At 61.7% G+C, this 25,233-nt stretch carries 27 protein-coding genes and 1 tRNA gene; 9 read left to right on the top strand and 19 right to left on the bottom strand.

Annotated elements, in window-relative coordinates; genetic code table 11:
- The first annotated feature begins 327 nt into the window (after positions 1–327).
- From uvrB to ACFQDI_RS15690, 3 genes are all read left to right on the top strand, one after another.
- Entirely contained in the window at positions 328–2,505 is a 2,178-nt protein-coding gene (gene uvrB, locus ACFQDI_RS15700; RefSeq protein ID WP_377168424.1) for an excinuclease ABC subunit UvrB, read from the top strand.
- A gap of 269 nt (positions 2,506–2,774) precedes the next feature.
- On the top strand, positions 2,775–3,137 hold the full coding sequence (locus ACFQDI_RS15695) for a GntR family transcriptional regulator (RefSeq protein ID WP_377168422.1): 363 nt from the start codon (positions 2,775–2,777) through the stop codon (positions 3,135–3,137).
- On the top strand, positions 3,134–4,036 hold the full coding sequence (locus ACFQDI_RS15690) for an ABC transporter ATP-binding protein (protein ID WP_377168420.1): 903 nt from the start codon (positions 3,134–3,136) through the stop codon (positions 4,034–4,036). Before ACFQDI_RS15695 ends, ACFQDI_RS15690 begins: the two co-directional genes overlap by 4 nt.
- Before the next feature lie 9 nt (positions 4,037–4,045).
- Here the strand turns inward: ACFQDI_RS15690 and ACFQDI_RS15685 are convergent, their stop codons facing one another.
- Both ACFQDI_RS15685 and ACFQDI_RS15680 read right to left on the bottom strand, forming a co-directional pair.
- Complete coding sequence (locus ACFQDI_RS15685) at positions 4,046–4,468, bottom strand: type II toxin-antitoxin system VapC family toxin (RefSeq protein ID WP_377168418.1); 423 nt, start codon at positions 4,466–4,468, stop codon at positions 4,046–4,048.
- Positions 4,469–4,475: 7 nt separating this feature from the next.
- Positions 4,476–4,688: a hypothetical protein gene (locus ACFQDI_RS15680; protein ID WP_377168416.1), complete on the bottom strand. Its 213-nt coding sequence runs from the start codon at positions 4,686–4,688 to the stop codon at positions 4,476–4,478.
- Positions 4,689–4,794: 106 nt separating this feature from the next.
- Here ACFQDI_RS15680 and ACFQDI_RS15675 point away from each other — a divergent pair, with 106 nt between their 5' ends.
- From ACFQDI_RS15675 to ACFQDI_RS15665, 3 genes are read left to right on the top strand one after another with little or no spacing between them, the layout of a single operon-like run.
- Positions 4,795–7,329 (top strand): hypothetical protein, encoded by a 2,535-nt coding sequence (locus ACFQDI_RS15675; protein ID WP_377168414.1) that lies wholly within the window; start codon positions 4,795–4,797, stop codon positions 7,327–7,329.
- Positions 7,326–9,038, top strand: coding sequence for a hypothetical protein (locus tag ACFQDI_RS15670; RefSeq protein ID WP_377168412.1), 1,713 nt, complete (start codon positions 7,326–7,328; stop codon positions 9,036–9,038). The genes ACFQDI_RS15675 and ACFQDI_RS15670 overlap by 4 nt, the downstream gene beginning before the upstream one ends.
- A 57-nt stretch (positions 9,039–9,095) precedes the next feature.
- A complete protein-coding gene (locus tag ACFQDI_RS15665; RefSeq protein ID WP_377168410.1) occupies positions 9,096–10,106 on the top strand; it encodes a Gfo/Idh/MocA family protein in 1,011 nt (336 codons plus the stop codon).
- 219 nt (positions 10,107–10,325) lie between these two features.
- Here ACFQDI_RS15665 and ACFQDI_RS15660 read toward each other — a convergent pair whose 3' ends face one another.
- The 8 genes from ACFQDI_RS15660 to ACFQDI_RS15625 all read right to left on the bottom strand — a co-directional run bounded on the left by ACFQDI_RS15660 (position 10,326) and on the right by ACFQDI_RS15625 (position 16,850).
- Positions 10,326–11,123, bottom strand: coding sequence for an ABC transporter permease (locus ACFQDI_RS15660; RefSeq protein ID WP_377168408.1), 798 nt, complete (start codon positions 11,121–11,123; stop codon positions 10,326–10,328).
- Positions 11,120–11,905, bottom strand: a complete 786-nt coding sequence (locus ACFQDI_RS15655; protein ID WP_377168406.1) for an ABC transporter ATP-binding protein — start codon at positions 11,903–11,905, stop codon at positions 11,120–11,122. The genes ACFQDI_RS15660 and ACFQDI_RS15655 overlap by 4 nt, the downstream gene beginning before the upstream one ends.
- Before the next feature lie 117 nt (positions 11,906–12,022).
- Positions 12,023–12,781, bottom strand: a complete 759-nt coding sequence (locus ACFQDI_RS15650) for an inositol monophosphatase family protein (RefSeq protein ID WP_377168404.1) — start codon at positions 12,779–12,781, stop codon at positions 12,023–12,025.
- Positions 12,778–13,428: a phosphopantothenoylcysteine decarboxylase domain-containing protein gene (locus ACFQDI_RS15645; protein WP_377168402.1), complete on the bottom strand. Its 651-nt coding sequence runs from the start codon at positions 13,426–13,428 to the stop codon at positions 12,778–12,780. Before ACFQDI_RS15645 ends, ACFQDI_RS15650 begins: the two co-directional genes overlap by 4 nt.
- A 207-nt stretch (positions 13,429–13,635) precedes the next feature.
- Positions 13,636–14,325, bottom strand: coding sequence for an SDR family oxidoreductase (locus ACFQDI_RS15640; RefSeq protein ID WP_377168400.1), 690 nt, complete (start codon positions 14,323–14,325; stop codon positions 13,636–13,638).
- A 12-nt stretch (positions 14,326–14,337) separates the two neighbouring features.
- Positions 14,338–14,556 carry a hypothetical protein gene (locus ACFQDI_RS15635; RefSeq protein WP_377168398.1) on the bottom strand — a complete coding sequence of 73 codons (219 nt, stop codon included), beginning with the start codon at positions 14,554–14,556 and terminating at the stop codon, positions 14,338–14,340.
- Positions 14,557–14,570: 14 nt separating this feature from the next.
- Positions 14,571–15,197 (bottom strand): hypothetical protein, encoded by a 627-nt coding sequence (locus tag ACFQDI_RS15630; RefSeq protein WP_377168396.1) that lies wholly within the window; start codon positions 15,195–15,197, stop codon positions 14,571–14,573.
- A gap of 42 nt (positions 15,198–15,239) precedes the next feature.
- Positions 15,240–16,850, bottom strand: coding sequence for a peptide chain release factor 3 (locus ACFQDI_RS15625; RefSeq protein ID WP_377168394.1), 1,611 nt, complete (start codon positions 16,848–16,850; stop codon positions 15,240–15,242).
- Between the two features lie 173 nt (positions 16,851–17,023).
- On the opposite strand from ACFQDI_RS15625, the gene ACFQDI_RS15620 reads away from it, so the two are divergent.
- Positions 17,024–18,466 carry a glycoside hydrolase family protein gene (locus ACFQDI_RS15620; RefSeq protein ID WP_377168392.1) on the top strand — a complete coding sequence of 481 codons (1,443 nt, stop codon included), beginning with the start codon at positions 17,024–17,026 and terminating at the stop codon, positions 18,464–18,466.
- Between the two features lie 39 nt (positions 18,467–18,505).
- Here the strand turns inward: ACFQDI_RS15620 and ACFQDI_RS15615 are convergent, their stop codons facing one another.
- The 6 genes from ACFQDI_RS15615 to ACFQDI_RS15590 form a co-directional block, all read right to left on the bottom strand.
- On the bottom strand, positions 18,506–19,621 hold the full coding sequence (locus ACFQDI_RS15615) for a glutathionylspermidine synthase family protein (protein ID WP_377168390.1): 1,116 nt from the start codon (positions 19,619–19,621) through the stop codon (positions 18,506–18,508).
- Between the two features lie 7 nt (positions 19,622–19,628).
- On the bottom strand, positions 19,629–20,201 hold the full coding sequence (locus ACFQDI_RS15610; RefSeq protein WP_377168388.1) for a hypothetical protein: 573 nt from the start codon (positions 20,199–20,201) through the stop codon (positions 19,629–19,631).
- A gap of 16 nt (positions 20,202–20,217) precedes the next feature.
- A complete protein-coding gene (locus ACFQDI_RS15605; RefSeq protein ID WP_377168386.1) occupies positions 20,218–20,460 on the bottom strand; it encodes a DUF350 domain-containing protein in 243 nt (80 codons plus the stop codon).
- A gap of 469 nt (positions 20,461–20,929) precedes the next feature.
- Positions 20,930–21,769, bottom strand: a complete 840-nt coding sequence (truA, locus tag ACFQDI_RS15600; RefSeq protein WP_377168384.1) for a tRNA pseudouridine(38-40) synthase TruA — start codon at positions 21,767–21,769, stop codon at positions 20,930–20,932.
- Positions 21,744–22,235, bottom strand: coding sequence for a Holliday junction resolvase RuvX (gene ruvX / locus ACFQDI_RS15595; protein ID WP_377168382.1), 492 nt, complete (start codon positions 22,233–22,235; stop codon positions 21,744–21,746). Before ruvX ends, truA begins: the two co-directional genes overlap by 26 nt.
- A gap of 30 nt (positions 22,236–22,265) precedes the next feature.
- Positions 22,266–23,348, bottom strand: a complete 1,083-nt coding sequence (locus tag ACFQDI_RS15590; protein ID WP_377168380.1) for a mannose-1-phosphate guanylyltransferase — start codon at positions 23,346–23,348, stop codon at positions 22,266–22,268.
- A gap of 95 nt (positions 23,349–23,443) precedes the next feature.
- Between ACFQDI_RS15590 and ACFQDI_RS15585 the strand changes: the two genes are divergently transcribed.
- Positions 23,444–23,767 (top strand): hypothetical protein, encoded by a 324-nt coding sequence (locus ACFQDI_RS15585; RefSeq protein WP_377168378.1) that lies wholly within the window; start codon positions 23,444–23,446, stop codon positions 23,765–23,767.
- A gap of 21 nt (positions 23,768–23,788) precedes the next feature.
- Here ACFQDI_RS15585 and ACFQDI_RS15580 read toward each other — a convergent pair whose 3' ends face one another.
- Together ACFQDI_RS15580 and ACFQDI_RS15575 are read right to left on the bottom strand one after the other, a co-directional pair.
- Positions 23,789–24,043: a GIY-YIG nuclease family protein gene (locus tag ACFQDI_RS15580; RefSeq protein WP_377168376.1), complete on the bottom strand. Its 255-nt coding sequence runs from the start codon at positions 24,041–24,043 to the stop codon at positions 23,789–23,791.
- Between the two features lie 124 nt (positions 24,044–24,167).
- Positions 24,168–24,257, bottom strand: a tRNA-Ser gene (locus tag ACFQDI_RS15575).
- A 118-nt stretch (positions 24,258–24,375) separates the two neighbouring features.
- Here ACFQDI_RS15575 and ACFQDI_RS15570 point away from each other — a divergent pair.
- Positions 24,376–24,594, top strand: a complete 219-nt coding sequence (locus ACFQDI_RS15570; RefSeq protein WP_377168374.1) for a hypothetical protein — start codon at positions 24,376–24,378, stop codon at positions 24,592–24,594.
- Here ACFQDI_RS15570 and ACFQDI_RS15565 read toward each other — a convergent pair.
- Complete coding sequence (locus ACFQDI_RS15565) at positions 24,591–25,193, bottom strand: DNA-3-methyladenine glycosylase (RefSeq protein WP_377168372.1); 603 nt, start codon at positions 25,191–25,193, stop codon at positions 24,591–24,593. The two genes, ACFQDI_RS15570 and ACFQDI_RS15565, sit on opposite strands and share 4 nt — an antisense overlap.
- Positions 25,194–25,233: the final 40 nt, after the last annotated feature.

The raw sequence follows: 25,233 nt of genomic DNA, 5'->3' as shown, positions 1-25,233 counted from the left end.
TTTGTTTTTTTGGGAAAGAGGCAGCCTTGGCGAGGGGTGTAGAGGGCTGGCGAAGCGAGGCCTGCGGCGGGGCGTTTTGCAGACGCTGCTGGAGGCCGATGGGTGTGGCGGAGAGGTGGGTTTGCTTCTCTGGTCGGTGGTATGAAGACCCAGGGCTTGTCGCTGCGCTCCTGCGCCCCGGCTGAATCCGTCGCCCTTTCAGGGCTGGTGTCTGGCCGGGGGAATGGGTCAAAGTGGTGCTCTTTGAGTGCCGTGGATGCAGGCTCATTTTTAACGGCGCATGGTATTATTCGGTGCATCCGGAGGACCGCAGTCGTACTTTGAAGCATGTCTGTTTTTCAGCTTAACACAGAGTACAGCCCCCAGGGGGATCAGGCGCAGGCGATTGCGAAGCTGACGAAGTCTGTGCGTGCGGGGAACCGGCACCAGACGCTGATGGGGGTGACGGGCTCGGGGAAGACCTTTACGATGGCAAACATCATCGCGGAGGTGGGGCGGCCGGCGCTGGTGTTTTCGCACAACAAGACGCTGGCGGCGCAGCTGTATTCGGAGTTTAAGAACTTCTTTCCGCGCAATGCGGTGGAGTACTTTGTGAGCTATTTCGACTACTACCAGCCGGAGGCCTACATCGCGCGGACGGACACGTACATTGAGAAGGACAGCGCGGTGAACGATGAGATCGAGCGGCTGAGGCTGGCGAGCATGGGGGCGCTGATCACGCGGCAGGACACGATCATCGTGGCGAGTGTGTCGTGCATTTACGGATTGGGATCGCCGGAGGACTATGAGGGGATGATGCTGCCGCTGAACGTGGGGATGCAGATGACGAGGGAGACGCTGCTGGGGAAGCTGGTGGACATGCTGTATGAGCGGAATGATGTGCAGCTGACGCGCGGGAAATTCCGGGCGCGGGGGGATGTGATCGAGGTGGTGCCGGCGTATCTGGAGAACGAGGCGATCCGGATTGAGTTTTTTGGGGATGAGATCGACCGGATCAGCGCGGTGGATGTGCTGACGGGGACGGTGACGCTGAAGATGCCGAGCTACACGATCTTTCCGGCGAAGCAGTTTGTGACGCCGGGGGACAAGCTGAGGCGTGCGATCGTGAAGATCCGGGAGGAGATGGAGGAGCGGGTGGCGTGGTTTGAGAAGGAGGGGAAGCTGCTGGAGGCGCAGCGGATCAAGATGCGGACGCAGTATGACATTGAGATGATGCAGGAGATGGGCTTCTGCCAGGGGATCGAGAACTACAGCCGGCACCTGACGGGGCGTGAGCCGGGGGCGACGCCGGGGACGCTGCTGGATTTCTTCAAGGAGCCGCCGCTGATGTTCATCGACGAGAGCCACGTCACCATTCCGCAGATCGGGGGGATGTTTGAAGGGGACAAGTCGCGCAAGACGGTGCTGGTGGAGCATGGGTTCCGGCTGCCGAGCGCGCTGGACAACCGGCCGCTGAGGTTTGAGGAGTTCATGGGGAAGGTGGGGCAGCTGGTGTATGTGAGCGCAACGCCGGCGAGGTTTGAGATTGAGAACAGCGTGGTGGGGAATGCCGGGTACATCGCGAAGGTGGCGGATGCGCTGCCGATGGCGCGGACGGTGAAGATCAGCGGAAGCGCGGAGCCGGTGGAGAAATTTGATGTGACGACGAAGGGGCGTGCGCTGGTGGTGGAGCAGATCATCCGGCCGACGGGGCTGCTGGACCCGGTCATCACGGTGAAGCCGCTGAACGGGCAGATTGATGAGACGATCGAGCTTTGCCGGCAAAGGGTGGAGAAGCGTGAGCGTGTGCTGGTGACGACGTTGACGAAGCGGACGGCGGAGGATTTGACGGACTACCTGAGGAATCTGAATTTCAAGGTGCGGTATCTGCACAGCGACATCGATGCGATCGAGCGGGTGGAGATTCTACGCAGTCTGCGCGCGGGGGACTGCGATGTGCTGGTGGGGATCAATCTGCTGAGAGAGGGGCTGGATCTGCCGGAGGTGAGCCTGGTGTGCATTTTGGATGCGGACAAGGAGGGCTTTCTGCGGAGTGAGTCGTCACTGATCCAGACGGCGGGACGTGCGGCGCGGCATGTGAACGGGGAGGTGGTGCTGTTTGCGGATCTGCAGACGAAGAGCATCCAGCAACTGCTGAGCATCAGCGGGTACCGGCGTCAGGTGCAGATGGAGCACAACGAGAGGCATGGGATCACGCCGCAGACGGTGCAGCGTGCGGTGCAGGAGAGCCTGCAAATCCTGGGCAAGGCGCGCGAGGTGGAGGAGAGCGTGGTGCGCGAGGGTGGCGGGGATTTTGCGATCACGGAGACGATCCGTGAGCTGGAGCAGGAGATGGCGGCGGCGGCGAGCAAGCTGGAGTATGAGCGCGCGGCGCTGCTGCGGGACCAGATTCGTGAGCTGAAGAAGCGTGCGGGGCTGAATGCGGATGATACGGGGGCGCTGCCGGCGCAGCGAAAGAGTGTGGTGTATGGGAAGGGAAAGCGCGGGGGGAGGAAGGGGAGGTAATTTATGATTTACGATTTGTAATTTATGATTTCAGTTTTGTGAAGGTGGCTCGTGGAGTGGGGGCTCGAGAGTTTTTTTGCAAGGGATTTGAGAGCAATTGAATGGGGGAATTGGATTGAGGGAGGCGGTGGGCTGAGTGGGAGTGATGAAGTGATTTTGAGGGACGGAGATCTCTCATTCCTTGGGGCAGTCGGAGGGACCGAAAGAGGAGGGAAAAATTTTGCTTGCCAGTGTAACAGATGTGCTGTTACACTAATAACACTTCGCGTATGCTGCCTTTTTCGATTCAGCTTCAAGATGGGACGCCGGTGTCTGACCAGATACTTGGGGCGGTGCGCAAGGCGTTGCTGACGGGACAGATGAGGGCGGGGGATGCGTTTCCGAGTGTGCGGACGCTGAGCCAGGAGCTGAGGATCAGCCCGACGACGGCGCACAAGGTGGTGCTGCAACTGAAGGACGCGGGGTGGCTGAATGCACGACCGGGGATCGGGATGGTGGTGACGGTGCCGGAGCAGCCAAATCTGACGGAACGGCTGGCGCAGATCACGCCGGAATGCCGGGCGCTGCTCAAGGAGGCGGCGGAACTGAATCTCACGCTGGAGCAAGTCATCAAACATCTCAAAAGCCTATGATCACGATCACCGATCTGCATAAACGTTTCCGCAAAACCGAGGCCGTGGCGGGTCTGAGCCTGGAGGTGCCGGAGGGGCAGGTGACGGCGTTTCTGGGGCCGAATGGCGCAGGGAAGAGCACGACGATCAAATGTCTCTTAAATCTGCACCGGCCGGACAGCGGGCGGATTGAGGTGCTGGGCGGGGATTCGCGGAAGCTGGGTCCGGCGCAGTTCACGCAGATTGGCTATGTGTCTGAAAACATGGAGCTGCCGCTGTGGATGACGGTGGGGCAGTTTTTGGACTACTGCAGGCCGTTGTATCCGAACTGGGACGGGGCGTTTGAGAAGCAGCTCATGGGGCAGTTTGACCTGCCGACGGGGACGAAGCTGAAGGATCTCTCGCGCGGAATGCGGATGAAGGCGGCGCTGCTGAGCAGCCTGGCGTACCGGCCGAAGCTGGTGGTGCTGGACGAGCCTTTCAGCGGGCTGGACCCGCTGGTGAGGGATGAGTTTATCCGGGGGCTGTTGGAGCTGACGGAGCAGGAGGGATGGACGGTGTTTGTGTCGTCACATGACATCGAGGAGGTGCAGCGGCTGGCGGACCGGGTGGCGATCATCAACCGGGGGAAGCTGGCGCTGGCTGAGACGAGCGACAGCCTGCAAGCGAGGTTTCGTGCGGTGGAGGTGGTGCTACCAGATGATGGTAGAGCGCCGGTGAATCTGCCGAATGACTGGCTGCATGCGGAGCAGGCGGGGAGGACGCTGCGGTTTACGGCGAGCCGGTTTGCGAATGAGGAGGCGCTGGCTGCGGTGCTGCGGGAGGCGGTGCCGGGGGCGACGCAGCATGAGGTGCGGGCGATGAGCCTGCGGGAGATCTTTGTGGCGCTGGCGAGGGCTTACCGACTGGAAGGGAAATGAAGCATGAATTCAATCCAGCCAGTTTTCTACACGCAAGCCCGGGACCTTCTCGAAATCGACGAGATTCCGGGTGAGGATCGTGGCGCCGTATTCGAGCGCGATGGAAGCGATGCGCAGATCGAGGGTACCGATATTGAGCTTGGAGGATTTCAAGCCGTCAAAGATGTCAGCGGAATCTGCGCTCCAAGGAAGACAGGTCCATCGTTGCAAGTCAGCCAAGCTGTTCTGGAACTGCGCGTAAGAACGCACGCCGCGATCCAACTGCCGATGAGGCTGAATCTCAGCGAGCCAGCCTTTGAGTACCTCCTGAGGAGTGATGACCGCAAGAAAGAAGTCATCAACCTGGGACAGCTCCATTCGATTTTGCAATCGAAGTCCCGCAGCACTTTTCCGAACGAATTCAGAATAGTGATTGGTGTCGAGGAGGAACATTACGGACTTAAGATTCGCCGCGGTTCGCTTGTTCGCGCCATTGCGCACCGAGGCGAACAGCCTCGTCGAAATGCTCGCTACCTTCCATGCTGCCAAACGATTGTTTCCATGAGTTTCGTGGGGCCACTCGAACGCCGAGCTTTTTCAGCTTCTCGACCACGGCAGCATACCTCTCGTCTTGGGACAAGGTGGGCAGGGCTGAATTTTCGAGAGCCTTCATGGGTGCATTTTAACAGCCAGGCCAGCATTTGCCAACCGGCATTTGGAGAGCGGGGCTGCACCTTTAGGATCAAGGCTTGTCATTTTGATAACTCCTCATCTGGCCTATGACACTTCATCAATTCCTGAAAGAGTTCCGGTATCTGCGGCTGCGCCTGCTGGCGTTTCTGGGGCTGCTGGGTTTTGACCTGGCGGTGAATCTGGAATGGGTGCTGCCGATGCGGGCGGGGGTGGCTTCGCCTGGCTGGCTGACTTATGTGCCGGTGGTGATTTTGCTGGCGGGGCTTTCGCTGCTGATTTCGTGCCCGGAGGACCGACCGGGAACCGACCGCAGCTTCATCAGCACGCGGCCCATGCCTGCCAAGGCCTATTGGACGGCGCGGCTGCTGATCTGGCTGCTGCTGATCGTGCTGCCGGTAGTGGTGCAAAACGGACTGTACCTGATTATTTCCGGCCGTCCTGCGGCTGATGTGCTGCGGGGGATGTGGGAGAGGCTGTGCTTTGCAGCGGGTTTTTCCGCGTGGCTGCTGCCCACGCTGGTGCTGTGGAAGCGAAGCGAGCTGTGGAAGATGCTGCTCACGGTGGTGCTGGTTTTGGTGGGGGTGTCCAAGATGCTGGACGTCGCAGGGGCGGCGTGGTGGGAGTATTACGCGAGCTATTACCAGACGTGGGCGGGGCGGGCAGCAGGGTGGGTGGTGTTTGCGGTGATGAGTGGAGTGCTGGCGTGGAGGCATCTGAGCCAGCGATTTTCATTCAAGCGAAGGCTGGGGATGACGCTGGTGGCGGGACTGGTGGCGCTGCTCACAGCGCGGTTCTGGTCATGGCAAGATTCGCCACCTGAAGCCCAGGATGCGGCTTTGGTGAAAAAGCTGTCGTCAGAATTTCAGTTTCATGTGGATCTGTCCAAAGCCCGATTCGAGGGGCCCGAGAAGAGCTATGGCCCGAGGCTGACCGCCGAGGTGAACGAAGAAACGCACATGCAGGGGGTGCATGTGGTGTTTCGGCCGCAGCGAAGTGACCTGGCCCAAGGGGGGAGTGTGCGCCATGTCGAAAGAACGGAGAAGAACCCGTACCGCCGCTCTCCGTTTGATTCCCCGCAGATGGAGGTTTTTCGTGGAGACAGAAATCTGCGCGACTTTTTTCCAAAGGGCACGCTGCTGATGGCGAATGACGAGTATTTTCCCAAGTGGACGCTGAAGGACCAGCCGCTCACCCAACTGGCCGCTTTTTCCGCGCCCCACCCCAAGTTTGATGAGCCTCTGAGCATCGAAACCGATTTTGTGGTGGACTGGTATCGGCGTGATCTGGCGCTGGATGTGCCCGTGGCAGCGGGAGCAAAAGGCACCTGCGAAGATGTGAGATGGGAAATCCTGCGCGTAATGCCTGCGGCGGGGCCGCAGCCGGGAGCGCTCACGGTTTCGCTGCGTGTGGAGTCGCGGGCGCATTGGGTGGCTGAAAATGGGCATGCCATTCTGCTGCACCTGCCGGAGCAGCGCATGCTGAGGCTGGAGCCGACGAAGCAGGTGATCGCGGGCGAACGCGGGGAGCATACCGGCTGGAGGCATCAGCAGGTGGATCTGACCTGGAACTACATTTTCAATCATGCGGAGGGAGATCCCACCGGAGCGGATCTCTCCAAGGCGCGGCTGATTCTGCTGCGCAGCCGGTATCTGGGGCAAACCCAGCAGCACTGGAAGTCGCCGGAGATGAGGCTGGCGGACCTGCCCTCCAACTGGGGCAAGAGCCTGCAGTGGTTTGAGTCGAAGGCGCTGTATGCCGGGCGTGAGATGAAAGCCTTTCAGGAGCGCATGGCCACCCTGACGCCACCGACGGCGGAGAGCACGGAGAAGGAGGCACGGCGGTATGTTTATGACCTGTTTTCCGCCGCCTCTGTCACACAGGCTGTGTACACCTATGCGGCGCATCCGCTGATCGCCGAGGCGTTTGAACCCCTGGGCCGCCACCATCTGCCGCTGATGCTGGATCTGCGTGGACAATCGTGGCCTGGCTGGTCGAACAAGCCGCCGAACAACCAGCTGGAACGTTACGTGACCGAGGAGCAGCGGGAGCTATTGATCGACCGCGCGCCGAGTCAGGCGATGCTGGCTGACCTGGTGGTGCGCAAAGGCTGGGCGGAGGCGGCCAAGAGGCTGAAGCCGCAGATCCTTTCCAGCGTGGTGCTGCCGCCCGGTGCAGACGAACTGCTGATCGCCTGGAAGGATGATCCTGATGCTGCCGAAAGGATGCTGAAGGAAGCGCCCAACGATTTCAACGGGGGGCTGATCCACGCACTGGACAAAGTGCCAGAGAGGAGGCCGGCGGTTGAGGCGGTGGTGAGCAAGCAGTTCGAAGACACGGTGCCGCTGATTCCTTCCAACAAGAGCGCGCGCGCCCTGAGCCGTGCGGCGGAGTTTGGCTCGGCGGAAGCTTTTGCCCTCTGCCTGCGCTGGCTGTCCATCGGCGGAGATCTCACTTCAAGGAGCGTCGCGCATCCCTACCTGAAACTGCTCAACGCCGATGGCAGCAACTTCTGGGACAAGCGCATGCCGGTCAGCGAGAGGTGGCCGTTTTTCCGCCGCCTGAAGGTGGAAGACTGTGAGTACGTGCCTGAGAAACGAGCCTGGAAGATTCGCCAACTATGAACGCGCCATCCTTTTCCTACCGAATGTTTCATCAATGCCGGGCTGAGTGGCGGCACCAGTACGGCATGGTGCTGCTGTGGCTGTCGGTGCTCCTCATGAGGCAATGGCATCGTGCGCATGAGGCAAGGGCCATGTTTTCAAAACTGTCCATCGCAGGATTGGACCTGTGGCTGGAAGTCGGGACAATGCTGATGGCGGCGGCGGTGGCCTGGCGAAGCGTGAGTGCCGACATGCCTGCGAACACGGACACCTTCAGCCTCACGCGACCTGTCGGGCAGTCGGCGCTGTGGTGTGGGAAGCTTCTTTTTTTGATGAGTGCGGTGATTGTGCCGACTGCACTCGTGGTCAGTGCAAGCTGGCAGCGATTTGGGCTCGGCACGGGGCAATGGGATGCCCTGACCTGTGCGGTGATGCTGAGCGGTGGGCTGGTCTGCGGGATGGCCGGAACGCTGACTGCGCTGGCATCGACATCGCGGCAGGTGTTTGCCCTGGGAGTGGTGGCGGTGCTGGGAGTGGGCGTTGAGCTGGTGATACCGGGGAGCGTGCAAGAGGCGGCCGGCATCACGCTGGAGCAGCATCATGTGGAGCAGTGCGGGAGTTTCATCGCTGCGTTTTGTGTGCTGGCCGGGCTGCTGGTGGCGTGGTGGCTGGTGACGGTGCCGAGGAGGCGGTGGATGGCAGCCTGCTGCATGACGGGGACGCTGGTGGCCGCGCCTTTGATAGCGCGTGCGTGGCGAACCGACTGGATCACACCGCCTGCGCTGAAGTATGCGAACGCAGCGAAGCTCAGCCTGAAGATGGGGAAGGCGGACCCTGCGGACAAGACGCCGGGACGCGGGCTGTGGCCGACACTGCGCATCGCAGGTCTGGGCAAAGACGAGGTGGCGAGCATCGCGGAATTTGCGCCGGTGGATGACCAAGCCACCTGGCCGCCGGAGGGGAGCTACAGCGACCTGAAGGTGAATGACAACGGGTATGACGCGTGGCTGCACCAAGATCATGCACGCGTGCTTTTCAAACACTACCCAGCCACGACGCTCTGGCGGCAGCAGATTGGGAACAACGAGATGTACAACGGGCGTAAAACGCTGGTGGAGGTGATGCAGGCGCTGCGGTTGAAACGGGAGGAGGCCATCACGCGACGCTGGCGGCTGCGGCTGGTGGTGCATGAAATGAAACGCGTGGCGACGGTTCCGTTCCGGCAGTTTTGGACGCAGGAGAACGAGTTTCTGATCCGCCCGGGACTGAGGCTGGAGTGCAATGCCTATGCCTGGCTGCGAGATGCGTGGGAGATGCATGGCCGGGCGCACCGGGTGTCTTCTTCCATCCTGACGGAAGAACCCACCCGCCCTGTGCATGTGAGAGGCCGTGATTTGAGTGATGACTTTTGCCTGGTGCTGGAAGACCTGGACCTGAAGGAGAACCGGGTGTTGTCTCTGGGGCTGGTGCAGAGGGAGAGGCAGTGGTCCAGCTATCGGGACCGCAGCCAGCAGTGGCAGACGGATGAAAACCAGGGCTTCGAAATCCGGATGTGGACGCCGAGAGAGCAGGAAGTGATCCTGAAGCGAACGCGGGATGAGTGGATCGACGCGCAGAAGGCCAGCGTGTGGCATGCGGAGGAACGTGGTGTGGTGGAGTTTGAACTGACGGCGGCGCAGATGGCGGAGGTGCTGCCGGAGCCTGTGAAGAAGGGCGAAAAGAAGCCGTGAGGTGACGGGGGCAAAGTTGGCGTGAGGAATGACCGCTTTGCGTCGTTAGGATTTGCCATGAAACGACGCGCCTTTCTCCTTGCCTGTGGGTCCACCGCTTTTGCTGCCAGTGGCAGCGCCAGATTGCGCATAGGGCAGATCGGGACGGAGCATGCGCATGCGGCGGGGAAGATGGCGGCGATGCGCGCTTTGCCGGAGCTCTGGGAGGTGGTGGGCGTGGTGGCGAAGGAGAAGGGGTATGAGGGAGTGCCGACGCTGACGGAGGAGAAGCTGCTGGGGACGCCGGATTTGAAGGCGGTGGCGGTGGAGACGCGGATGGAGGATTCGTGTGCGACGGCGCTGCGGTGCATCGAGGCGGGGAAGCATGTGCATCTGGACAAGCCGGGGGCGCTGAAGCATGCGGAGTTTAAGACGATGCGGCTGGAGGCGGAGAAGCGGGGGCTGACGGTGCAGATGGGGTATATGCTGCGCTATAATCCGGCGTTTGAGCTGCTGTTCCAAGCGGTGCGCGAGGGGTGGCTGGGGGAGATCACGGAGATCGATGCAGCGATGGGGAAGCTGGGGGATGCGAGGCAGCGTAGCATTATGGGGGCGCTGCCGGGCGGGGGATTGTTTGAGCTGGGCTGCCATGTGATCGACGCGGTGGTGACGATCCTGGGCAAGCCGCAGGGGGTGAGCGCTTTTTCAACGCCGACGCGGGATGATGGCGTGAAGGACAACCAGATGGCAGTGCTTCAGTATGCGAAGGCGACGGCAGTGGTGCGGGTGAATCATGCGGACCCGTTTGGCGGGCCGAGGCGGCGCTTTAACGTGACGGGGACGGAGGGGACGTTTGAGATTGTGCCGATGGAGAGCGGGAAGGTGAACCTGTCGCTGACGAAGGCGCGTGGTGCTTACAAGAAGGGGGCGCAGTCGTTTCAGCTGGAGGTGCCGAAGGACCGGTATGCGGGGGAGTTTACGGACCTGGCAACGGTGGTGCGCGGCGAGAAGAAGCTGGCGTGGGATGCGGCGCATGATGTGGCCGTGCATGAGACGGTGATGCGGGCGGCGGGGGCGTGGGAGCAGTGAGGGGAGCTGACGGTGGCTGAACGGTTGTTTGGGAACACAGCATGCTTTGGGCACTGTCGAGCAACCTGGGCATGCGTGAGCTGACCGACCCGCGGAAAGCGGTAGCTGCGCTCGTTCCTCGCTGCGCAACCGCAGTCCAAATGGAGAGCGTGCCTGGGTGGCGCAATGGCGGTGGGTCTTTGCGGGGGCGCTATACTCGGGCAGGATTGCCCGAGCTACTTACTGCGTGGCGAACTTGGTGAGGAGGCCGCGTTTGCGGGTGAGGTTGAGGACCCAGACGAAGAGCCAGCCGGCGAGGGTGAGGTAGATGAGGTTGAGGCCGGCGGAGAGCCAGAGGTAGTTCCAGTCCATGGTGCCGGTTTTCATGACGGAGCGCATGCCTTCGAAGATGTAGGTGGGAGGGAAGCACCAGGCGATGGGCTGTGACCAGGCGGGCATGTTTTCCACGGGGTAGAAAACGGCGACGACGGGCTGGAAGAAGAACGGGATGGCCCAGGCGAGAGATTCGACGGCGAGCCCCCAACGCAGGATGAGTGCGGTGGAGATCATGCCGAGCGCCCAGCCGAAGAGCATGAGATTGGCGAAAAATGGGATGAGCCACCAGCTGAGCTGGAAGACATTGAAGGCGTAACCAAGCCAGGAGATGAGGCTGAGCACGACGGCTGTGATGAGAATGCGCAGGACGCCGACAATGAAGGTGGCGCTGATGTATTCCGAGGAACGAACCGGGGCGACGAAGACATTGAGCAGGTTGCGGGTCCAGACGTCCTCCAGAAAGGAAATGGCAACGCCCTGCTGGGCACGGAACATGATGTCCCAGAGGATCATGCCGCCGAGGAAGAAGAGCACGTAGCTGCCGAATTCGGGATTGGTGTTCTTCTGGATGAAGACGGTGACGTTTCCCCAGACGACGAGGTCAACGACGGGCCAGAAGGCGAGCTCGACGAGGCGCATGGGACTGCGGGCGTAAAGAAACAGGTAGCGCATCACGAGGGCGCTGATGATGCGGAAATTCATAGGGCTGATTCTTCTTTCTTTGGTTCGTCGAGAAGCTCGCCGTCACGGGCGATTTTGATGAAGACATCCTCAAGGTTGTCGCTGCTGGACTGGGCAACGATGTCTGCGGGAGTGCCTTCGCAGACGATCCTGCCTTTGTGGAGGAAGATGACGCGGTCGCAGACTTCCTCGATGTCGCGCATGTTGTGGGAGGTGTAGAGGATGGCGATGTTGCGCTCGCGCTGGACTTTGCGGACGACTTTGCGGACCTTGTCGGCGATGTCGGGGTCGAGGCTGGCGGTGGGCTCGTCGAGCATGAGGAGCTCGGGGTCGTTGAGGAAGGCTTTGACGAGATTGACGCGGGTGGATTCTCCAGCGGAGAGCTGGCCGGTGACGCGCTTGCCGAGGTGGGAGATTTCGAGGAGCTCCATGAGCTCGGCGATTTTTTTCTTGGGATTCGGGACGCCGTAGATGCGGGCGAAGACGCTGAGGTTTTGCCAGACGAGGAGATTGCCGGGGAGGGCGGTGTAGGCGGAGGAGAAATTGGAGCGCTGGAGGATCTCGATGCGGTGCTTCTGCAGAGGCAGGCCGAAGGCGTTGAGCTCGCCTGAGGTCGGCAAGGTGAGGCCGAGGAGGCAGTTCATGGCGGTGGTCTTGCCGGCTCCATTGGCGCCGAGGAGGCCGAGGACTTCGCCGCGATGGAGCTGGAAGCTGAAGCGGTCGAGCGCCTTCACGCCGTCGAACTCACGGGTGAGATCGCGGGCTTCGAGGATGACTTCGCGGGTGTCGGGGGCGGAGGGCATGCGCGGTTGGGGAAAGACGGAATGATTTACACCGCAGAGATTGGAAAAACGCAGAGATCTGAGTTTTGAGTATTTTTCTCTGCGGTTTTTTCCACTGCGGTATGGCTCAGTGGGTTCTTAAAGGTACTCCTCGATGGGGAGCTTGCCGTTGGAGGCGCAGATGAACATGGTGCCGGGCTTGGTGGTGCTGGGCTTGAGCATGACTTTGCCGCCGCCCATTTCGACCATGAGCTGGCCGGCGGCGATGTCCCAGAGGCTGATCTGTTCTTCGACGTAGGCATCGAGACGGCCGGTGGCGATGTAGGCCATGGCGAGGGCGGCGCTGCCGAGCATGCGGGTTTTGCGGACTTCGTAGGCGATGCGCTTGTAGCGCTCGAAGCCGAGATCGAGGGCTTCTTTGCTCTTGGAAAAGCCGACGGTGACGACGGCTTCGGCCATTTCAGCGCGGTTGCTGACGGCGATGGGCTTGCCGTTGAGGTGGGGCTTTTCGCCACGGATGACGGTCCAGGTTTCGTTCTGCATGGGGTCGAAGATGACGCCGATGAGGAGCTCTTTGGATTCGCGTTTGCGGGCGGCGATGGAGACGCAGAAGTGGGGGATGCCGAAGAAGTAATTTACGGTGCCGTCGATGGGATCGACGATCCATTCGATGTCGCCGTTGCCGCCGGTTTCGCCGCCTTCCTCGCCGAGGATGGCGTGGTCGGGGAAGCGGGCGAGGATCATGTCGGTGATGAGCTTCTGGGAGCGGACATCGAGCTCGAGCTTGATGTCGTGGCGCTGCATTTCGTTGACGGTGAGTTCGGAGCCGAAGTTTTCGGTGATGAGTTTTCCGGCGGCGTGGGCGGCTGCGGTGGCGGTGGCGAGGAGTTCTTTCACTGCGGAGCGTGGGGGGATGAGAGACGGGAGATGTGCGCGATCAGTTCGCGCGCGAGGGCGGTTTTCGACTGCCTGGGGAGGGGAATCGAGTGACCGCCGGGGAGGCAGAGGGTGACTTCGTTTTCCAGACTGTCAAACCCGATGCCTGATTGGGATACGTCGTTGGCGATGATGAGGTCGCAGCCTTTGCGCCGAAGCTTGTCCTGGGCGTGGGGGATGAGGTTTTCTGTTTCTGCGGCAAAGCCGACGAGGAAGCCCTGGAAGCCGAAGGTGGAGCGGACGGAGCCAAGGATGTCCTCGGTGCGTTCGAGCTCCAGGGTGAGGGTGGTGGCGGACTTTTTGATTTTTTGGGTGGCGGCGTGGGCGGGGCGGTAGTCGGCGACGGCGGCGCTGAAGATGGCGGCGGTGCAGCCCGGGAGATGGGTGCGGACGGCGTCGTACATTTCACGGGCGGTTTCGACGCGGATGATTTGGATGCCGGAGGGGGGAGAGATGGTGACGGGGCCGGAGATGAGGATGACCTCATGGCCTGCGGCGTGGGCGGCTTCAGCGAGGGCGTAGCCCATGCGGCCGGAGGAGCGGTTGGAGAGAAACCGCACGGGGTCGATGGGCTCGCGGGTGGGGCCGGCGGTGATGAGGAGGCGCATTGGGAGAAGGGAGGGCTGATTTTACACCGCAGAGATTGGAAAAACGCAGAGATTTGATGAGGTCTGGATCAAGAGATGCGCCGCAGAGATTCGGAGAACGCGGAATTTTTGATCGGAGAGTCTGAGATGAGAGACTGAGGACATGGGAGCCAATGCTGACTGATCAGACCAAGGCGGGACGCCTCGATCCGGTGACAGGCCGGAGGCCTATCCGCCGGGGACGGTGAGGGGCTTGCCGTTGTCTTTGGGGCCGAGTTTGATGAAGTAGGGGACGGCGCGGCGGGCCCAGTCTTCGGCATCGGGGAAACCGCCTGCACTGGAGCCGAAGGTGCTGCGGAGCATGTCGGTGTCGATGATGCCGGGGTTCATGGGAATGACGGCGACCTTGCCGCCGGTGTCCTGAGCGGTGGCCATGGAGAGGCCTTCGATGGCGTACTTGGTGGCGCAGTAGGGGGCGACGTCGGAGGCGGTGCAGCGGCCCCAGCCGGAGGAGAAATTGACGATGACGCCGCTGCCGCGCTTGAGCATGGCGGGGAGGAGGTGGCGCATCATGGCGGCGGGGCCTTTGATGTTGATGTCGATGATGCGGCTGAAGTCCTCGGCGCTGGTTTCCCAGAGGGGGGCGTTGGGGTTGATGATGGCGGCGTTGTTGAGGACGAGATCAGGTGCGCCGAATTTTTCGAGGAGGGTGGCGCAGAAGGTGGCGATGTCGGATGCGCGGGAGACGTCGCAGGTTTGGAAATGATGTGGGGCGGGGAAGGTGCGTGCGAGGTCGGCGATTTGGGCGGCGTTGCGTCCGCAGCCGACGACGTTCCAGCCGGCTTTGATGAAGAGCGGGACCATGGCACGGCCGAGTCCGCGGGTGCAGCCGGTGATGACGACGGTTTTGGGGTTCATGCGAACCCACCGTTACTTCTCGTCTGCGGAAGGATCAAAGGGCTTGTTGAAGGGCGGGCCGCGTTCGCCGTCGTAGGTTTCGCGGAGGTATTCGTCGCCTTCACTTTTCTCGCGGCGGATGTTTTTCGGAGCCACGAGATTCCCAATCCGGCGGCGCTCGGCGCGGCCGGCCTGCCACTGCTCCCAGGTCCATGTGCGCTCGGGGCTGGATTTGAGTTTCGAGGGCGTCATAATGATAGATTAGCTCAGGACTTGGATTTTGCCAGTTCGGCTTCCACTTCGGTCTTCACAGCGTTGAATTCGGGTACGCAATCAAATTTGGAAGAAGCGGCCACACGATAGGCTTCGTTCCAGTCGATAGGGAGCCGACCAGAGACAACGGCTGCCATTATCTTTTTCGCGCAGTCGTCATCTTTTTCATCGTATCGACCGACCCACTTCCGGGCGGAGTAAATCCGCTCGACGAGAGCATCCTCCACGGGAATCAATCTCACTTCTCCATGAGGAGTATAGAATCGGGAAAACTCCTTCTCGGAGCGATAATCAATCTCTCCCAGCAGATCAACCCACAGGCCTTCGACAGTCCAGCTCTTGTTGGCACCGCGACATTGAATGCCAGGGATCTGGCGCATGATTTCACCGCGCTCATCGATGCTGGGCTGCGGCCAGCCGGTCCAGCAGATGTCGGTGTCGCCGGACATGTAGGCGCCGTCGGTGTAGAACTCGATGGCGGAGCCGCCGACAACCACAGGCTCAAAGCCACGCTCGCGGAAGAGCTCGGAGACGAGTCCTGCGAGGAGGAGGGACTTGGAATTTAAGTCAGTTTCTTCGCGAACCAGTTTGAGCGCGGTGGCGATTTCATCGGCGGTCATGCGTAGAGCATGGCGGATGAATGCGCGTACGGGCAACTCAAATCAAACCTTCGCCTTCTCCACCTCATCCCATGGAATGGTGGAAAGCTCTGCATTTGGATTGCGGCGTTCGAAGTAGTTGATGGCCCACTGGTCGGAGAAGAAGACGACCCAGCGTTCTTCGGCGTCCTGGGCGGTGGCGACGCCGCTGGGGATGTCGAAGTCTTCGATGGAGCCGCCGTCTTTGGTGCGGACCCAGCGGAGGACGGTGTAGGGGGCGTTTTCGAGGCGGCTCTGGGCGTTGTATTCGCTTTCGAGGCGGAACTGCACGACTTCAAACTGGAGGGGGCCGACGGCACCGAGGAGGGGGACGCGCTGGCCGGCGTGGGGCTGGATGAACTGCTGGACGACGCCTTCGCTGAGGAGCTGCTCGAGGCCGTCGCGGAAGCGCTTGTAGTGCGCGGTGCTGGGGTTGTGCAGGTAGGCGAAGACTTCGGGGGCGAAGCGGGGGATTTCGTCGAACTTGAGCTTGGGGTCGGTGGCGAGGGTGTCGCCGATGCCGAAGCCGTGATTGCCGACGATGCCGACGACGTCGCCCGCGTAGGCTTCGTTGACGGTTTCGCGATCCTGGGCGAAGAGCTTTTGAGAGTTGGCGAGGCGGACGAGCTTGCCGGTGCGGGTGTGGGTGACCTGCATGTCGCGCTCGAACTTGCCGCTGACGATGCGCACGAAGCTCATGCGGTCGCGATGGCGGGGGTCCATGTTGGCCTGGATCTTGAAGACGAAGCCGGAGAAGCCTTCGGCGGTGGGCTCGATGACACGGCCGTCGGCGGCCATGCGGGGCTCGGGGGGCGGGGCGAGTTCGAGGAAGCCGTCGAGGAGCATCTGCACGCCGAAGTTGTTGCTGGCGCTGCCGAAGAAGACGGGGGTGAGCTCGCCGCGATCGATCTTGGTGCGGTCGTAGGCATGGCCTGCGCCGTCGAGCATTTCGAGCTCCATCTTGGCCTGTTCGAGGGCTTCGGGGACGGTGTGCTGGGCGACGAAGTCGTCATCGAGGCCGCCAACTTTTTCGGGGGCGCGGTAGGCACCGTGCACGGTGCGCTCAAAGAGATGGACGTCCTTTTTGCGGCGATCATAGACGCCACGGAACTGCTGGCCGAGGCCGAGGGGCCAGTTGATGGCACAGGCACCGATGCCGAGGACGGTTTCGAGTTCGTCGAGGAGGGTGAGTGGCTCGCGCGCGGGGCGGTCGAGCTTGTTCATGAAGGTGAAGATGGGGACGCCACGGCGGCGGCAGACTTCGAAGAGCTTGCGCGTCTGGGCCTCGATCCCTTTACCGGCATCGACGACCATGATGGCGGCATCGACGGCGGTGAGGACGCGGTAAGTGTCTTCGGAGAAGTCCTTGTGACCGGGGGTGTCGAGGAGGTTTACCACGCTGTCTTTGTACTCGAACTGGAGGACGGTGGAACTGACGGAGATGCCGCGCTGCTTTTCCAGCTCCATCCAGTCGGAGGTGGTGGCGCGCTGATTTTTGCGCGCAGTGACGGAGCCTGCGAGCGCAACCGCGCCGCCGTAGAGCAGGAGCTTTTCGGTGAGGGTCGTTTTACCGGCGTCCGGGTGCGAGATGATCGCGAAAGAGCGACGGCGGGCGATTTGGGCTTCGTGGGGCATGGGGCAGCAAGGGGGGAGTGTCCATGCCGCAAGGAGGGGTGGGTTTCAAATGACGAATGACGAAATCCGAATGACGAATCCCGAAGGCTTGGCCGAAGATTCCGCAGATTATTACCGTTCCTGTCCGCCGCGTCGATGTTTCTTAGGCGGGCGGAGAACTCCATTTTTGCCCCATGAATTTCCACTCAATCATTCGCTGCCAGTCAGGGCTGCCTCGTATCCTTTTTTCAATCCTGGGAGTGCTGGTTTGGGGGGAGGTAGCAGCAGGTGCGGAAGATGCGGTGGCCATCGGGTCACGCCGTGAACTGTTTGTGGACCGCCTGCTGGTGGGGGAGCTGAAAAACACGACACTCAAGCTGCATGAGCCGCAGCTGATGTCTCCGGTGACGCAGCCAAGGCCGAATGGCCATTACGCCACGGTGCTGCGAGCGCCGGACAAGTTTCAGTTTTACTACCGGGGTGACAAAGACCCCAAAGTGACGTGGAAGAACCAAGGCATCGAAGCCTATCACGACGGCGAGGTGACGCTCTATGCCGAGAGTGCGGATGGCATTCACTGGAAGCTGCCGAAGCTGGGCCTGCATGAGCATCCTGCCTTTCCCGAAGGCAACATTGTCCTCATGAACGAGTTCATGGTGAATCACAATTTCACGCCATTCATTGACACCCGGCCGGGTGTGCCTGCCGATGAGAAATACAAGGCGCTGGGCGGTCTGGCCTTTCAGCCGCAGCAGCAGGCGGTGCGTGAGAAGCGTGGCCCAGGAGGCCTGAAAGCGTTTGTCTCACCCGATGGCATCCACTGGAAAAAGCTGCGAGAGGAGCCTGTGATTCCGGAGGCATGGGGCAAGTACTTTGACTCGCAGAACTATGCCTTTTGGAGCGAGGCCGAGCAATGCTACGTCTGCTATTTCCGCCGCTTCATCGGTGGATTGCGTGGCATCGCCCGAACCACCTCGGAGGATTTCATCCACTGGACGCCGTTTGTGGAGATGAAGGCGAATCTGCCGGGAGAGCATCTGTACACCGCATGCACGCAGCCCTATTTCAGGGCACCCCACCTTTACCTGGCGCTGCCCACCCGTTTCATGGAGAAGCGGGGTGCGGCCACGGATGTTCTTTTTATGAGCACGCGGGGCGGGGAGGTGTATGACCGCCTTTTCACACAGAGCCTGATCCGGCCCGGACTGAGCAATGAGGGCTGGGCCAACCGGGCAAACTACGCGGCGATCGGCATTCATCAGACGGGGGACACGGAGCTGTCTTTGTTCCTGACAAACGGCAGGCGCTACACTTTGCGGCTGGACGGGTTTGTGTCGGTGAATGCGCCGCTGGAAGGCGGCGAGTTCATCACCCGGCCGCTGACCTTTGAGGGCAAGGAACTGACGATCAACTACGCGACAAGCGCCGCAGGCCAGATGCAGGTGGAAATTCAGGATGCACAAGGCAAGCCAGTGCCTGGCTTCTCGCTGAGTGAGTGCGATCCCATTTACGGGGACCACATCTCCCGCGTGGTGACGTGGAAGAAGGAGAGCGATGTGTCCAAGCTGAAGGGCACGGTGATCAAGCTGAGGTTTGTCATGTCTGACGCCGACCTCTTTGCTTTGAAGTTTGAGTGAGCTCCGCCGAGCCGCAGGTGATGGAAGCGATGAGTGCGCTCAGAACCAGTGGGGGATGAAGCGGCTGGTGTTGGAGGTGATGAGGGAGGTGTCTTCGCGGATGCCGATGCCGGCGGGCTCGCCGCCGATGATCCAGGAGCCGATGACGGGGTGGTTTCCAGAGAAGCTGACATCGGAGTGAAGCTCCTGGTAAACCTTGGGCTGGGCATGCCAGGGGCCGTCGGTGGTTTCGAGGAGGCTGCCGTTTTGGACGATGCGGACGTTGGTGCCTTCGCGGCTGAAGTAGGGCTTTTCGACGTGGTCGCGCATGCCGTCGGGCTTGAAGGAGGTGCGGAGGAGGTTGGGGTGGCCTTCGAACATCTCCCATAGGAGGACGAGGAAGGCTTTGTTGCTCCATAGCATTTTCCAGACGGGCTCGATGAAGCGCTGGCAGCGGCCGGGGAGATGGCAGGAGAAATCCTCCAGCCACATCCACTCCCAAGGGTAGAGCTTGAAGAGGAGGTCCATGGGGTGGTCCTGCTGGTCCACGAAGCTCTGCATGCCGGCGTTCCAGCCGATGTCTTCGACGGCGAGGTCGAGGGTGGTTTTGCCCGACTGGCGGCAGGTGTCGATGAGATAGAGGAGGGTGCGCCAGTCTTCTTCGGAGCCGCGCTGGGCGCAGAAATGGATCTGCTGCTGCGGCCAGGAGGGCCAGGCGGTGAGGAGTTTTTCGTGGATGGAATTGAACTGATCGGCGTGGGGGCGGGTCTGCTGGAGCCACTGCCACTGGACGACTGAGGCCTCCAGCAGGCTGGTGGGGGTGTCGGCGTTGTATTCGAGCATTTTGGGCTGGCCGGAGCCGTCCCACATGAGATCGAAGCGGCCATAGAGGGAGAGGTCGTCGCGGTCCCAGGAGTGGATGATTTCCTGCCAAGCCTGTGGAGAGATGGCGAGGCGGTCGCGCCAGTTATCGCGGATGGCGCGCTCAGCGGCGGCGATGCTGATGCGCTGAAGTTCGGCGGTGGCCTGCTCGAGCTGGTCGATCTCGCGGCTGGAGAAGCGGTAGTGGGCGGATTCGTCCCAGTAGGGATGGTCGTCGGCGGTGTGAAAGGTGAGGCCGAGGGCTTCGACCTGGGCCTGCCAGTCGGGGCGGGGGGATTCGGTGATGCGTTGCACGGAGGTATCAGGAGCCGGAGAAAAAGCCGGAGAAATGCCCGGTGCTGCCGAAGCCGCCACGGCTGGTGAAGGCGGAGCGTGTCATGCCGGCCTGGCTCTGGGGGACGCCGGTGTGGATGGGGGCTCCGGTGGGCTGGCGTGCGTAGTCGTTGTTGATCGCCGGAGGGCTCGTGGGAGTGGAGGGAACGGTGTTGTTCGATGAACCCGAACCTGCAAAGCCACTGCGGAAATAGGTGGAGGATGAAGGGTAGGCCCTGGTGCTGTGATAACGCGACCACCTGCCGCAGCGGTAGTAGCCCCAGCGCTGATCGTAGTGATCATAGGGGTAGGGGAACCAGCCATTGCAGGGCTGGTGGTAGTAGCCGAGCTGGGGGTCGTAGGCGTTGTGCGGAGGGCTCTGGCGCGAGACGTCATTCCCGGCCACAAAGGCGGGAAGGCTGGCGCGCATGGCGGGGCTGAGGGACTCGGGCGGCAGCACGGCCGTGCTGTGAACGTTCACCGGCTCGGTCATGCGATTGTAGCCGGTGACACCCAGGCCCACGCCCGCCAGCGTGAGGATGATGACATTGCTGCGTTTCATGCGACGGAAGGGAGCGTTAGCTGCTCATGGCAGCCGCGAGGATCAGCGACACGCCGATGATCACGCTGCCGGCAAGGATGGCCGCAGCGATGTTCTTGTGCTCGAAGATTTCGGCATGGAGATTGCCCGGGGTCAGCTTGTCGAAAAGCTTGTAGCCAGCGATGGCCATGAGGATGCCGGCGAAGCCGAAGACGATGAAGAGCTCCAGGCCGTGGGAGATTGAGTATTCGGCAAGGATGTGGGTGGAGAGAAGAGGCATGGGCTGGGAGAAGGGGTGATGGGTGGCTGGCGGAGACAGCGGTGGGTTTGAGCCTATGAAAGAGCCGCATAGGGAGGAAAGATAAATTACAAGGGGCGTGGAATTTTGTTGGAGGGTGGCGGGAGGCAACACGCGACGATGCATCGGCGCAGCTGGGCGGCGGCAGGTGGGGATGGGGAGTTTTCACGCGCTCATGGTCGGGCGGGCTGTCGCCACACCCAACCTACGGGCGGGTATGCGTCCATGGTATGAGATGGTTGAATGTGGCAAGCAGAGAACTGGGAGTCATATCCTCGTGATTCACTGAACAGCGCGGCGGGGCGCATGGCAGACGCTGCTGGAGGGCGCAGGGTGTGGCGGTGTCCTGGGTTTGCTTCCCGGTCAGGATGTCAGTCACCCAGGGGAGCACTCGCTAAAGCTCGGCACCCCTGGGCTGCATGAAGGAAGGCCCTTGGCCTTCGAGACATTTTCAAATGGGTCCTTGGGGATACTCCACTCTGACCAAATACAGCCCGCAGGCGGGGGCGGTTTGATTGCTTTGGGGGCCGGTGGGGTCGGTGAGGAGACGGGCGAACCATTCTTTGGGTTCGCGGCCGCGGGCGACGTGGATGAGGCTGCCGACGATGAGGCGGACCATTTTGTAGAGGAAGCCGTCGCCGGAGAATTCGAGGGTGAGGAGGTCACCGTCTTCGCGGAGTTCGGCACGGTGGATGGTGCGGGTGGTTTTCTCGGTGCGCTGGCGGCGCTCGGTTTCGGGCATGTCGCCGCGGTTGGCGGAGAGGCGGACGAAGTTGTGCGTGCCGACGAGTTTTTCGCAGCACCAGCGGACGGCGTCGAGGTCGAGGGGGCCGTAGACGTGCCAGGCGCGGTCTGCTTCAAAGGGGGAGAGCATGCGGGGGCGCCAGATGCGGTAGCGGTAGGTTTTGCCGGCGGCGTCAAAGCGGGCGTGGAAGAGGGGCGGGCATTCTTCGACGTTGAGGATGCGGATGGTGAGGGGGAGGCAGGCGTTGAGGGCGTGGGCCCAGGCCTCGGTGCTCATGCGCACGGTGTCGGGGACGTCGCAGTGGGCGGTCTGGGCGAGGGCGTGGACGCCGGCGTCGGTGCGGCCGCTGCCCTGCACGCGTGTTTCGATGCGGGTGGCTTTGCGGATGGCGGTGTTGATTTCGTCCTGAATGCCGCCGCCGCCTTCCTGGCTCTGCCAGCCGCGCCATGGGGTGCCGCAGTAGGCGATGGTGAGGCGCAGGCGTTTGAATCCCGGCGGGGGGCCGTGATGCCTGCCGGCCTTACTTTCGACGTCGCTTCGGCTCATCGGTCCAGGAGAGTTCGTATGACTCGTCGGGGAGCAGAAAGCCTGCGGGGCCGCGCTGCTGGTTGAGGTATTCTTGAAGGATGACGACGGCGGCGAGCTGATCGACGATCTCGTTGCGCTCCTTTTTGCCGGTGATGCCGGCGCGTGACATGGAGGCCTCGGCCTCGACGGAGGAGAGGCGCTCATCGACGAACTCGATGGGGACGGAGTGCTGCAGCTCCTTGCCGAGGCTGGTGGCGAATTTTTCCACGCGCTCGGCGGCGCTGCCGCGCTCTCCGCTCATGCGAAAGGGCATGCCGATGACGATTTTGCCGATGTGCTTTTCCGTCACGATGCGGGCGATGGTGCGTTCGGGCTCGTGACTGGCATCGATCGTTTTAAACGGGCTGGCGACGATCTCGGTCTCGTCGCTGAGGGCGAGGCCGATGCGTACGGTGCCGTGGTCGATGGCGAGGATGCGCGGCATGGGGCTGGAGGATGGACCCTGGACGGCAGATCAGCGCAACTGCTGGGGCAGGCCGTCCACGATCTTTTTGATGTTTTCGGCCTTGCTGCGGGTGGCGACGAGGAGGCCGTCCTTGGAGGCGACGACGATGAGATCCTGCACACCGATGAGGGCCACGTGCTGGCCGGTCTGGGTGAAGACGATGTTGTTGAGGGTGTCGAGCTGGGAGAGGGCGCAGTTGTGCTGGTTGCCATGCTCGTCGGTCTTGAGATAGCGGCCGACGCTGGTCCAGTTGCCGACGTCGTCCCAGTCGAAGGTGGACTCGATGTTGAGGACGCGGGAGGCGTGCTCCATGAGAGCGTAGTCGATGGAGAGCTTGGGCAGCTTGCCGAACTGCTTTTCGACGGTGGCGTTGAAGTCCTTGGAGCCGCGGAGCTCGGAGACGAAGTCTGCGAGGACGGGGCAGTGGCGGCTGAGCTCGCTGAAGATGGCGGGGATGGTCCAGATGAACATGCCGGCGTTCCAGAGGAAATTGCCCTGGCTGATGAAGTGCTCGGCGAGATCGGGGTTGGGCTTTTCACGGAAGCGGGCGACTTCCCAGACGGGGAGGTCATTGAGCCCGCCGATGCTGGCGCGGCGGCCGCGCTCGACATAGCCGTAGCTGGGGCAGGGCCAGGTGGGGGTGATGCCCACGGTGACGAGGCTGCCGCTGTTTTCGGCGGCGAGGGCGGCATTGGAGAGCACGCGCTGGAATTCGGCCTGATTTTGAATGAGGTGGTCCGCGGGGAGCACGATCATGGTGGCGGTGGGGTCACGGGAGACAACCCAGCCGACGGCGAGAGCAATGGCGGGTGCGGTGTCGCGTTTTTCAGGCTCGGCGACGATGTTTTCCACCGGGAGGTCCTTGATCAAGGCACGGACGGAGGCCTCCTGCTGCTTGTTGGTGAGAATGAGGATGTTTTCCTTGGGCACGAATCCGTCCAGGCGGTCGATGGTGAGCTCGAGCAGGGTCTTTTCGCCAAAGAGCTTGAGGAGCTGTTTGGGCTGGGCATCACGGCTGATGGGCCAGAAGCGCTGGCCGCTGCCGCCGGCCAGAATGAGGGCATAACGTTTTTTGGATTCGGCTTGGGACATGGGCTGTGGGTTTGAGGTCGGGCTTCCATTAGCCGGAAAGCAGGATACGGGCAAATTCCTCTTTGGTGATTCTCTCAGTGAGGTTATGTTTAAGCATGCAAGAAACTCCCACAGCTCCTGGATATGAAACGTATGCGTCACTGATCGCCCCTGCGGCCGCTGGCTGCGCGCTGGGCATCCTGTTTGGCCGGGGTATGCGCCGTGGGTCGTCCAATGTGATCGCGCTGACCTTGCTGGCCGCCAGCGCCGCGATTGCGGCGCCGGTCATCACGGATTTGGTGCAGCGTACGGCGAACCGCCCTGGCAGCGAGCGCGGCAGCCGCCGCCGCCTGGAAGGCATCCGCAATCACGGGATGCCGGACGGGGATGTGGGCGAGTTTTTTGCGGACACGCCGGAGCCGTTTGTGGCGAAGCGGTGAGGGAGCGTGAGGCTTCTCGTTTTACGGAGCGGAAGAACGCAGCCGTTTATTGGCAAATGCGATTCCTGAACCGGTCTTGAGGTAGCGTTCGAAGTCTTGGGCTTGGTTTCGATCAGAGAAGGCCAGATAGGTTTCGAGAATCCAGGGCTTGTATTGGCTGGTGTGGGGGGATTTGCCGGAATTGTGTTCTTTGAGGCGCTGGCGGAGGTCTTCGGTATAGCCTATGTAAACCTGTGCAGGGGAGGATTCGCTGCGGAGGAGATACACGTAGAACATGGTTTTCAACCTGGGCAATAGGGACAGATGAAGGCAAGTCCTTTTAAACTTGGAGGAAGGGGGCGGCCCGTCCTTCGCTCTGCGAGCTACGGAGGGCATTTTTTGCCGCTTAGACGGCAAAAAATGGCGGAGAGGGAGGGATTCGAACCCTCGGTTGCCTTACGACAACGTCTGATTTCGAGTCAGGTGCCTTCAACCACTCAGCCACCTCTCCGGATCATTTCGAGGCGTGGAGAGTACAGCCTCTGCGGCTGAATGCAAGGCGCGGCTTTACAATGCCCCTGGAGAATTGCAGTTGAGTTCCGGGCCGGGTGAGGATCAGTAAGGGCGTTATGCAAATTCTCTCTGTACTCGTTGGCCTGGTGTGCGCGGTTCTGCTTGTCCCCGGGCTCTTTCCAGGACTGGGCTGGCTTCAATGGGCCGTACTGGCGGGTTGTGTGCTGGGCATCATCTTTGGCTCGTTCTGCCAGCGGAAGATTGGCCTGACGATCAATGTGGCTGTGGCGCTGTGTGCTGCGCTGCGTCTGTTTCTCGGCGGCGGGTTCTTCTAAACCTTGGGCAGCTTCACCTTGCCGTGCTTCACGCTGAGGTGGGGGCTGTGGGCTGAGAGGAAGCGCCAGGGGTAGTCCACGGCCTGGCTGATGCCGACGCGGATGTCGGTGACGACTTCGTGAGGGGTGGCGGCGTGCTGGATGAGGCCGCAGCCTGCGGGGCGGCCACGACCTGCCATGGGAAGGCCGTGGTGGGTACCGTCGATGCCGAGAGCCTGGGCGAGCTTGCCGGGGCCGGAGCAGAGGTCGCGGGGCTTTTCACGCTGGCGGCGCTGCTGCATCTGCGGGATGCCGCGGGTGGGTTCCAGAGCACGGATGAGGATGAGGCCGTCCTGGGAGCCGCCTTTGACGTGGAGGTTGAAGAGCCAGTACATGCCGTAGTTGAAGTAAACGTAGGCGGCGCCGGGGGGCATGGCTTTCACAAACTCGCGGGCGCTGGGGCGGGTGGCGGTGTGGCAGGCGGGATCTCCCTCGACGGTGTAGGCCTCGGTCTCGACGATGACGCCGGCACAGCCGTGCCAGACGAGCTCGACGCCGATGAGGTCGCGGGCGACGGTGAGGACGTCGCGCTGGAAGAAGGATGTGCCGAGGTAGGGCATGGAATCGAGAAACACTGATTTAACACCGCAAGAGATTATA

This window comes from Prosthecobacter fluviatilis, assembly GCF_042655725.1.
Lineage (GTDB): Bacteria > Verrucomicrobiota > Verrucomicrobiia > Verrucomicrobiales > Verrucomicrobiaceae > Prosthecobacter > Prosthecobacter fluviatilis.
The sequence above is the reverse complement of the archived record's forward strand: the minus strand, read 5'-3'. Positions and strand labels throughout refer to the sequence as shown.

What these genes read in the sequence shown, in the direction of transcription:
- ACFQDI_RS15635 (WP_377168398.1), bottom strand. Translation starts at nt 14,556, where the DNA reads ATGACGCCCTCGAAACTCAAATCCAGCCCCGAGCGCACATGGACCTGG.
- ACFQDI_RS15680 (WP_377168416.1), bottom strand. Translation starts at nt 4,688, where the DNA reads ATGAAGGCTCTCGAAAATTCAGCCCTGCCCACCTTGTCCCAAGACGAG.
- ACFQDI_RS15665 (WP_377168410.1), top strand. Translation starts at nt 9,096, where the DNA reads ATGAAACGACGCGCCTTTCTCCTTGCCTGTGGGTCCACCGCTTTTGCT.
- ACFQDI_RS15695 (WP_377168422.1), top strand. Translation starts at nt 2,775, where the DNA reads ATGCTGCCTTTTTCGATTCAGCTTCAAGATGGGACGCCGGTGTCTGAC.
- ACFQDI_RS15675 (WP_377168414.1), top strand. Translation starts at nt 4,795, where the DNA reads ATGACACTTCATCAATTCCTGAAAGAGTTCCGGTATCTGCGGCTGCGC.
- ACFQDI_RS15610 (WP_377168388.1), bottom strand. Translation starts at nt 20,201, where the DNA reads ATGAAACGCAGCAATGTCATCATCCTCACGCTGGCGGGCGTGGGCCTG.
- ACFQDI_RS15565 (WP_377168372.1), bottom strand. Translation starts at nt 25,193, where the DNA reads ATGCCCTACCTCGGCACATCCTTCTTCCAGCGCGACGTCCTCACCGTC.
- ACFQDI_RS15605 (WP_377168386.1), bottom strand. Translation starts at nt 20,460, where the DNA reads ATGCCTCTTCTCTCCACCCACATCCTTGCCGAATACTCAATCTCCCAC.
- ACFQDI_RS15590 (WP_377168380.1), bottom strand. Translation starts at nt 23,348, where the DNA reads ATGTCCCAAGCCGAATCCAAAAAACGTTATGCCCTCATTCTGGCCGGC.
- ACFQDI_RS15570 (WP_377168374.1), top strand. Translation starts at nt 24,376, where the DNA reads ATGCAAATTCTCTCTGTACTCGTTGGCCTGGTGTGCGCGGTTCTGCTT.
- ACFQDI_RS15660 (WP_377168408.1), bottom strand. Translation starts at nt 11,123, where the DNA reads ATGAATTTCCGCATCATCAGCGCCCTCGTGATGCGCTACCTGTTTCTT.
- uvrB (WP_377168424.1), top strand. Translation starts at nt 328, where the DNA reads ATGTCTGTTTTTCAGCTTAACACAGAGTACAGCCCCCAGGGGGATCAG.
- ACFQDI_RS15640 (WP_377168400.1), bottom strand. Translation starts at nt 14,325, where the DNA reads ATGAACCCCAAAACCGTCGTCATCACCGGCTGCACCCGCGGACTCGGC.
- ACFQDI_RS15655 (WP_377168406.1), bottom strand. Translation starts at nt 11,905, where the DNA reads ATGCCCTCCGCCCCCGACACCCGCGAAGTCATCCTCGAAGCCCGCGAT.
- ACFQDI_RS15645 (WP_377168402.1), bottom strand. Translation starts at nt 13,428, where the DNA reads ATGCGCCTCCTCATCACCGCCGGCCCCACCCGCGAGCCCATCGACCCC.
- ruvX (WP_377168382.1), bottom strand. Translation starts at nt 22,235, where the DNA reads ATGCCGCGCATCCTCGCCATCGACCACGGCACCGTACGCATCGGCCTC.
- ACFQDI_RS15685 (WP_377168418.1), bottom strand. Translation starts at nt 4,468, where the DNA reads ATGTTCCTCCTCGACACCAATCACTATTCTGAATTCGTTCGGAAAAGT.
- ACFQDI_RS15580 (WP_377168376.1), bottom strand. Translation starts at nt 24,043, where the DNA reads ATGTTCTACGTGTATCTCCTCCGCAGCGAATCCTCCCCTGCACAGGTT.
- ACFQDI_RS15690 (WP_377168420.1), top strand. Translation starts at nt 3,134, where the DNA reads ATGATCACGATCACCGATCTGCATAAACGTTTCCGCAAAACCGAGGCC.
- truA (WP_377168384.1), bottom strand. Translation starts at nt 21,769, where the DNA reads ATGAGCCGAAGCGACGTCGAAAGTAAGGCCGGCAGGCATCACGGCCCC.
- ACFQDI_RS15585 (WP_377168378.1), top strand. Translation starts at nt 23,444, where the DNA reads ATGCAAGAAACTCCCACAGCTCCTGGATATGAAACGTATGCGTCACTG.
- ACFQDI_RS15670 (WP_377168412.1), top strand. Translation starts at nt 7,326, where the DNA reads ATGAACGCGCCATCCTTTTCCTACCGAATGTTTCATCAATGCCGGGCT.
- ACFQDI_RS15630 (WP_377168396.1), bottom strand. Translation starts at nt 15,197, where the DNA reads ATGACCGCCGATGAAATCGCCACCGCGCTCAAACTGGTTCGCGAAGAA.
- ACFQDI_RS15625 (WP_377168394.1), bottom strand. Translation starts at nt 16,850, where the DNA reads ATGCCCCACGAAGCCCAAATCGCCCGCCGTCGCTCTTTCGCGATCATC.
- ACFQDI_RS15620 (WP_377168392.1), top strand. Translation starts at nt 17,024, where the DNA reads ATGAATTTCCACTCAATCATTCGCTGCCAGTCAGGGCTGCCTCGTATC.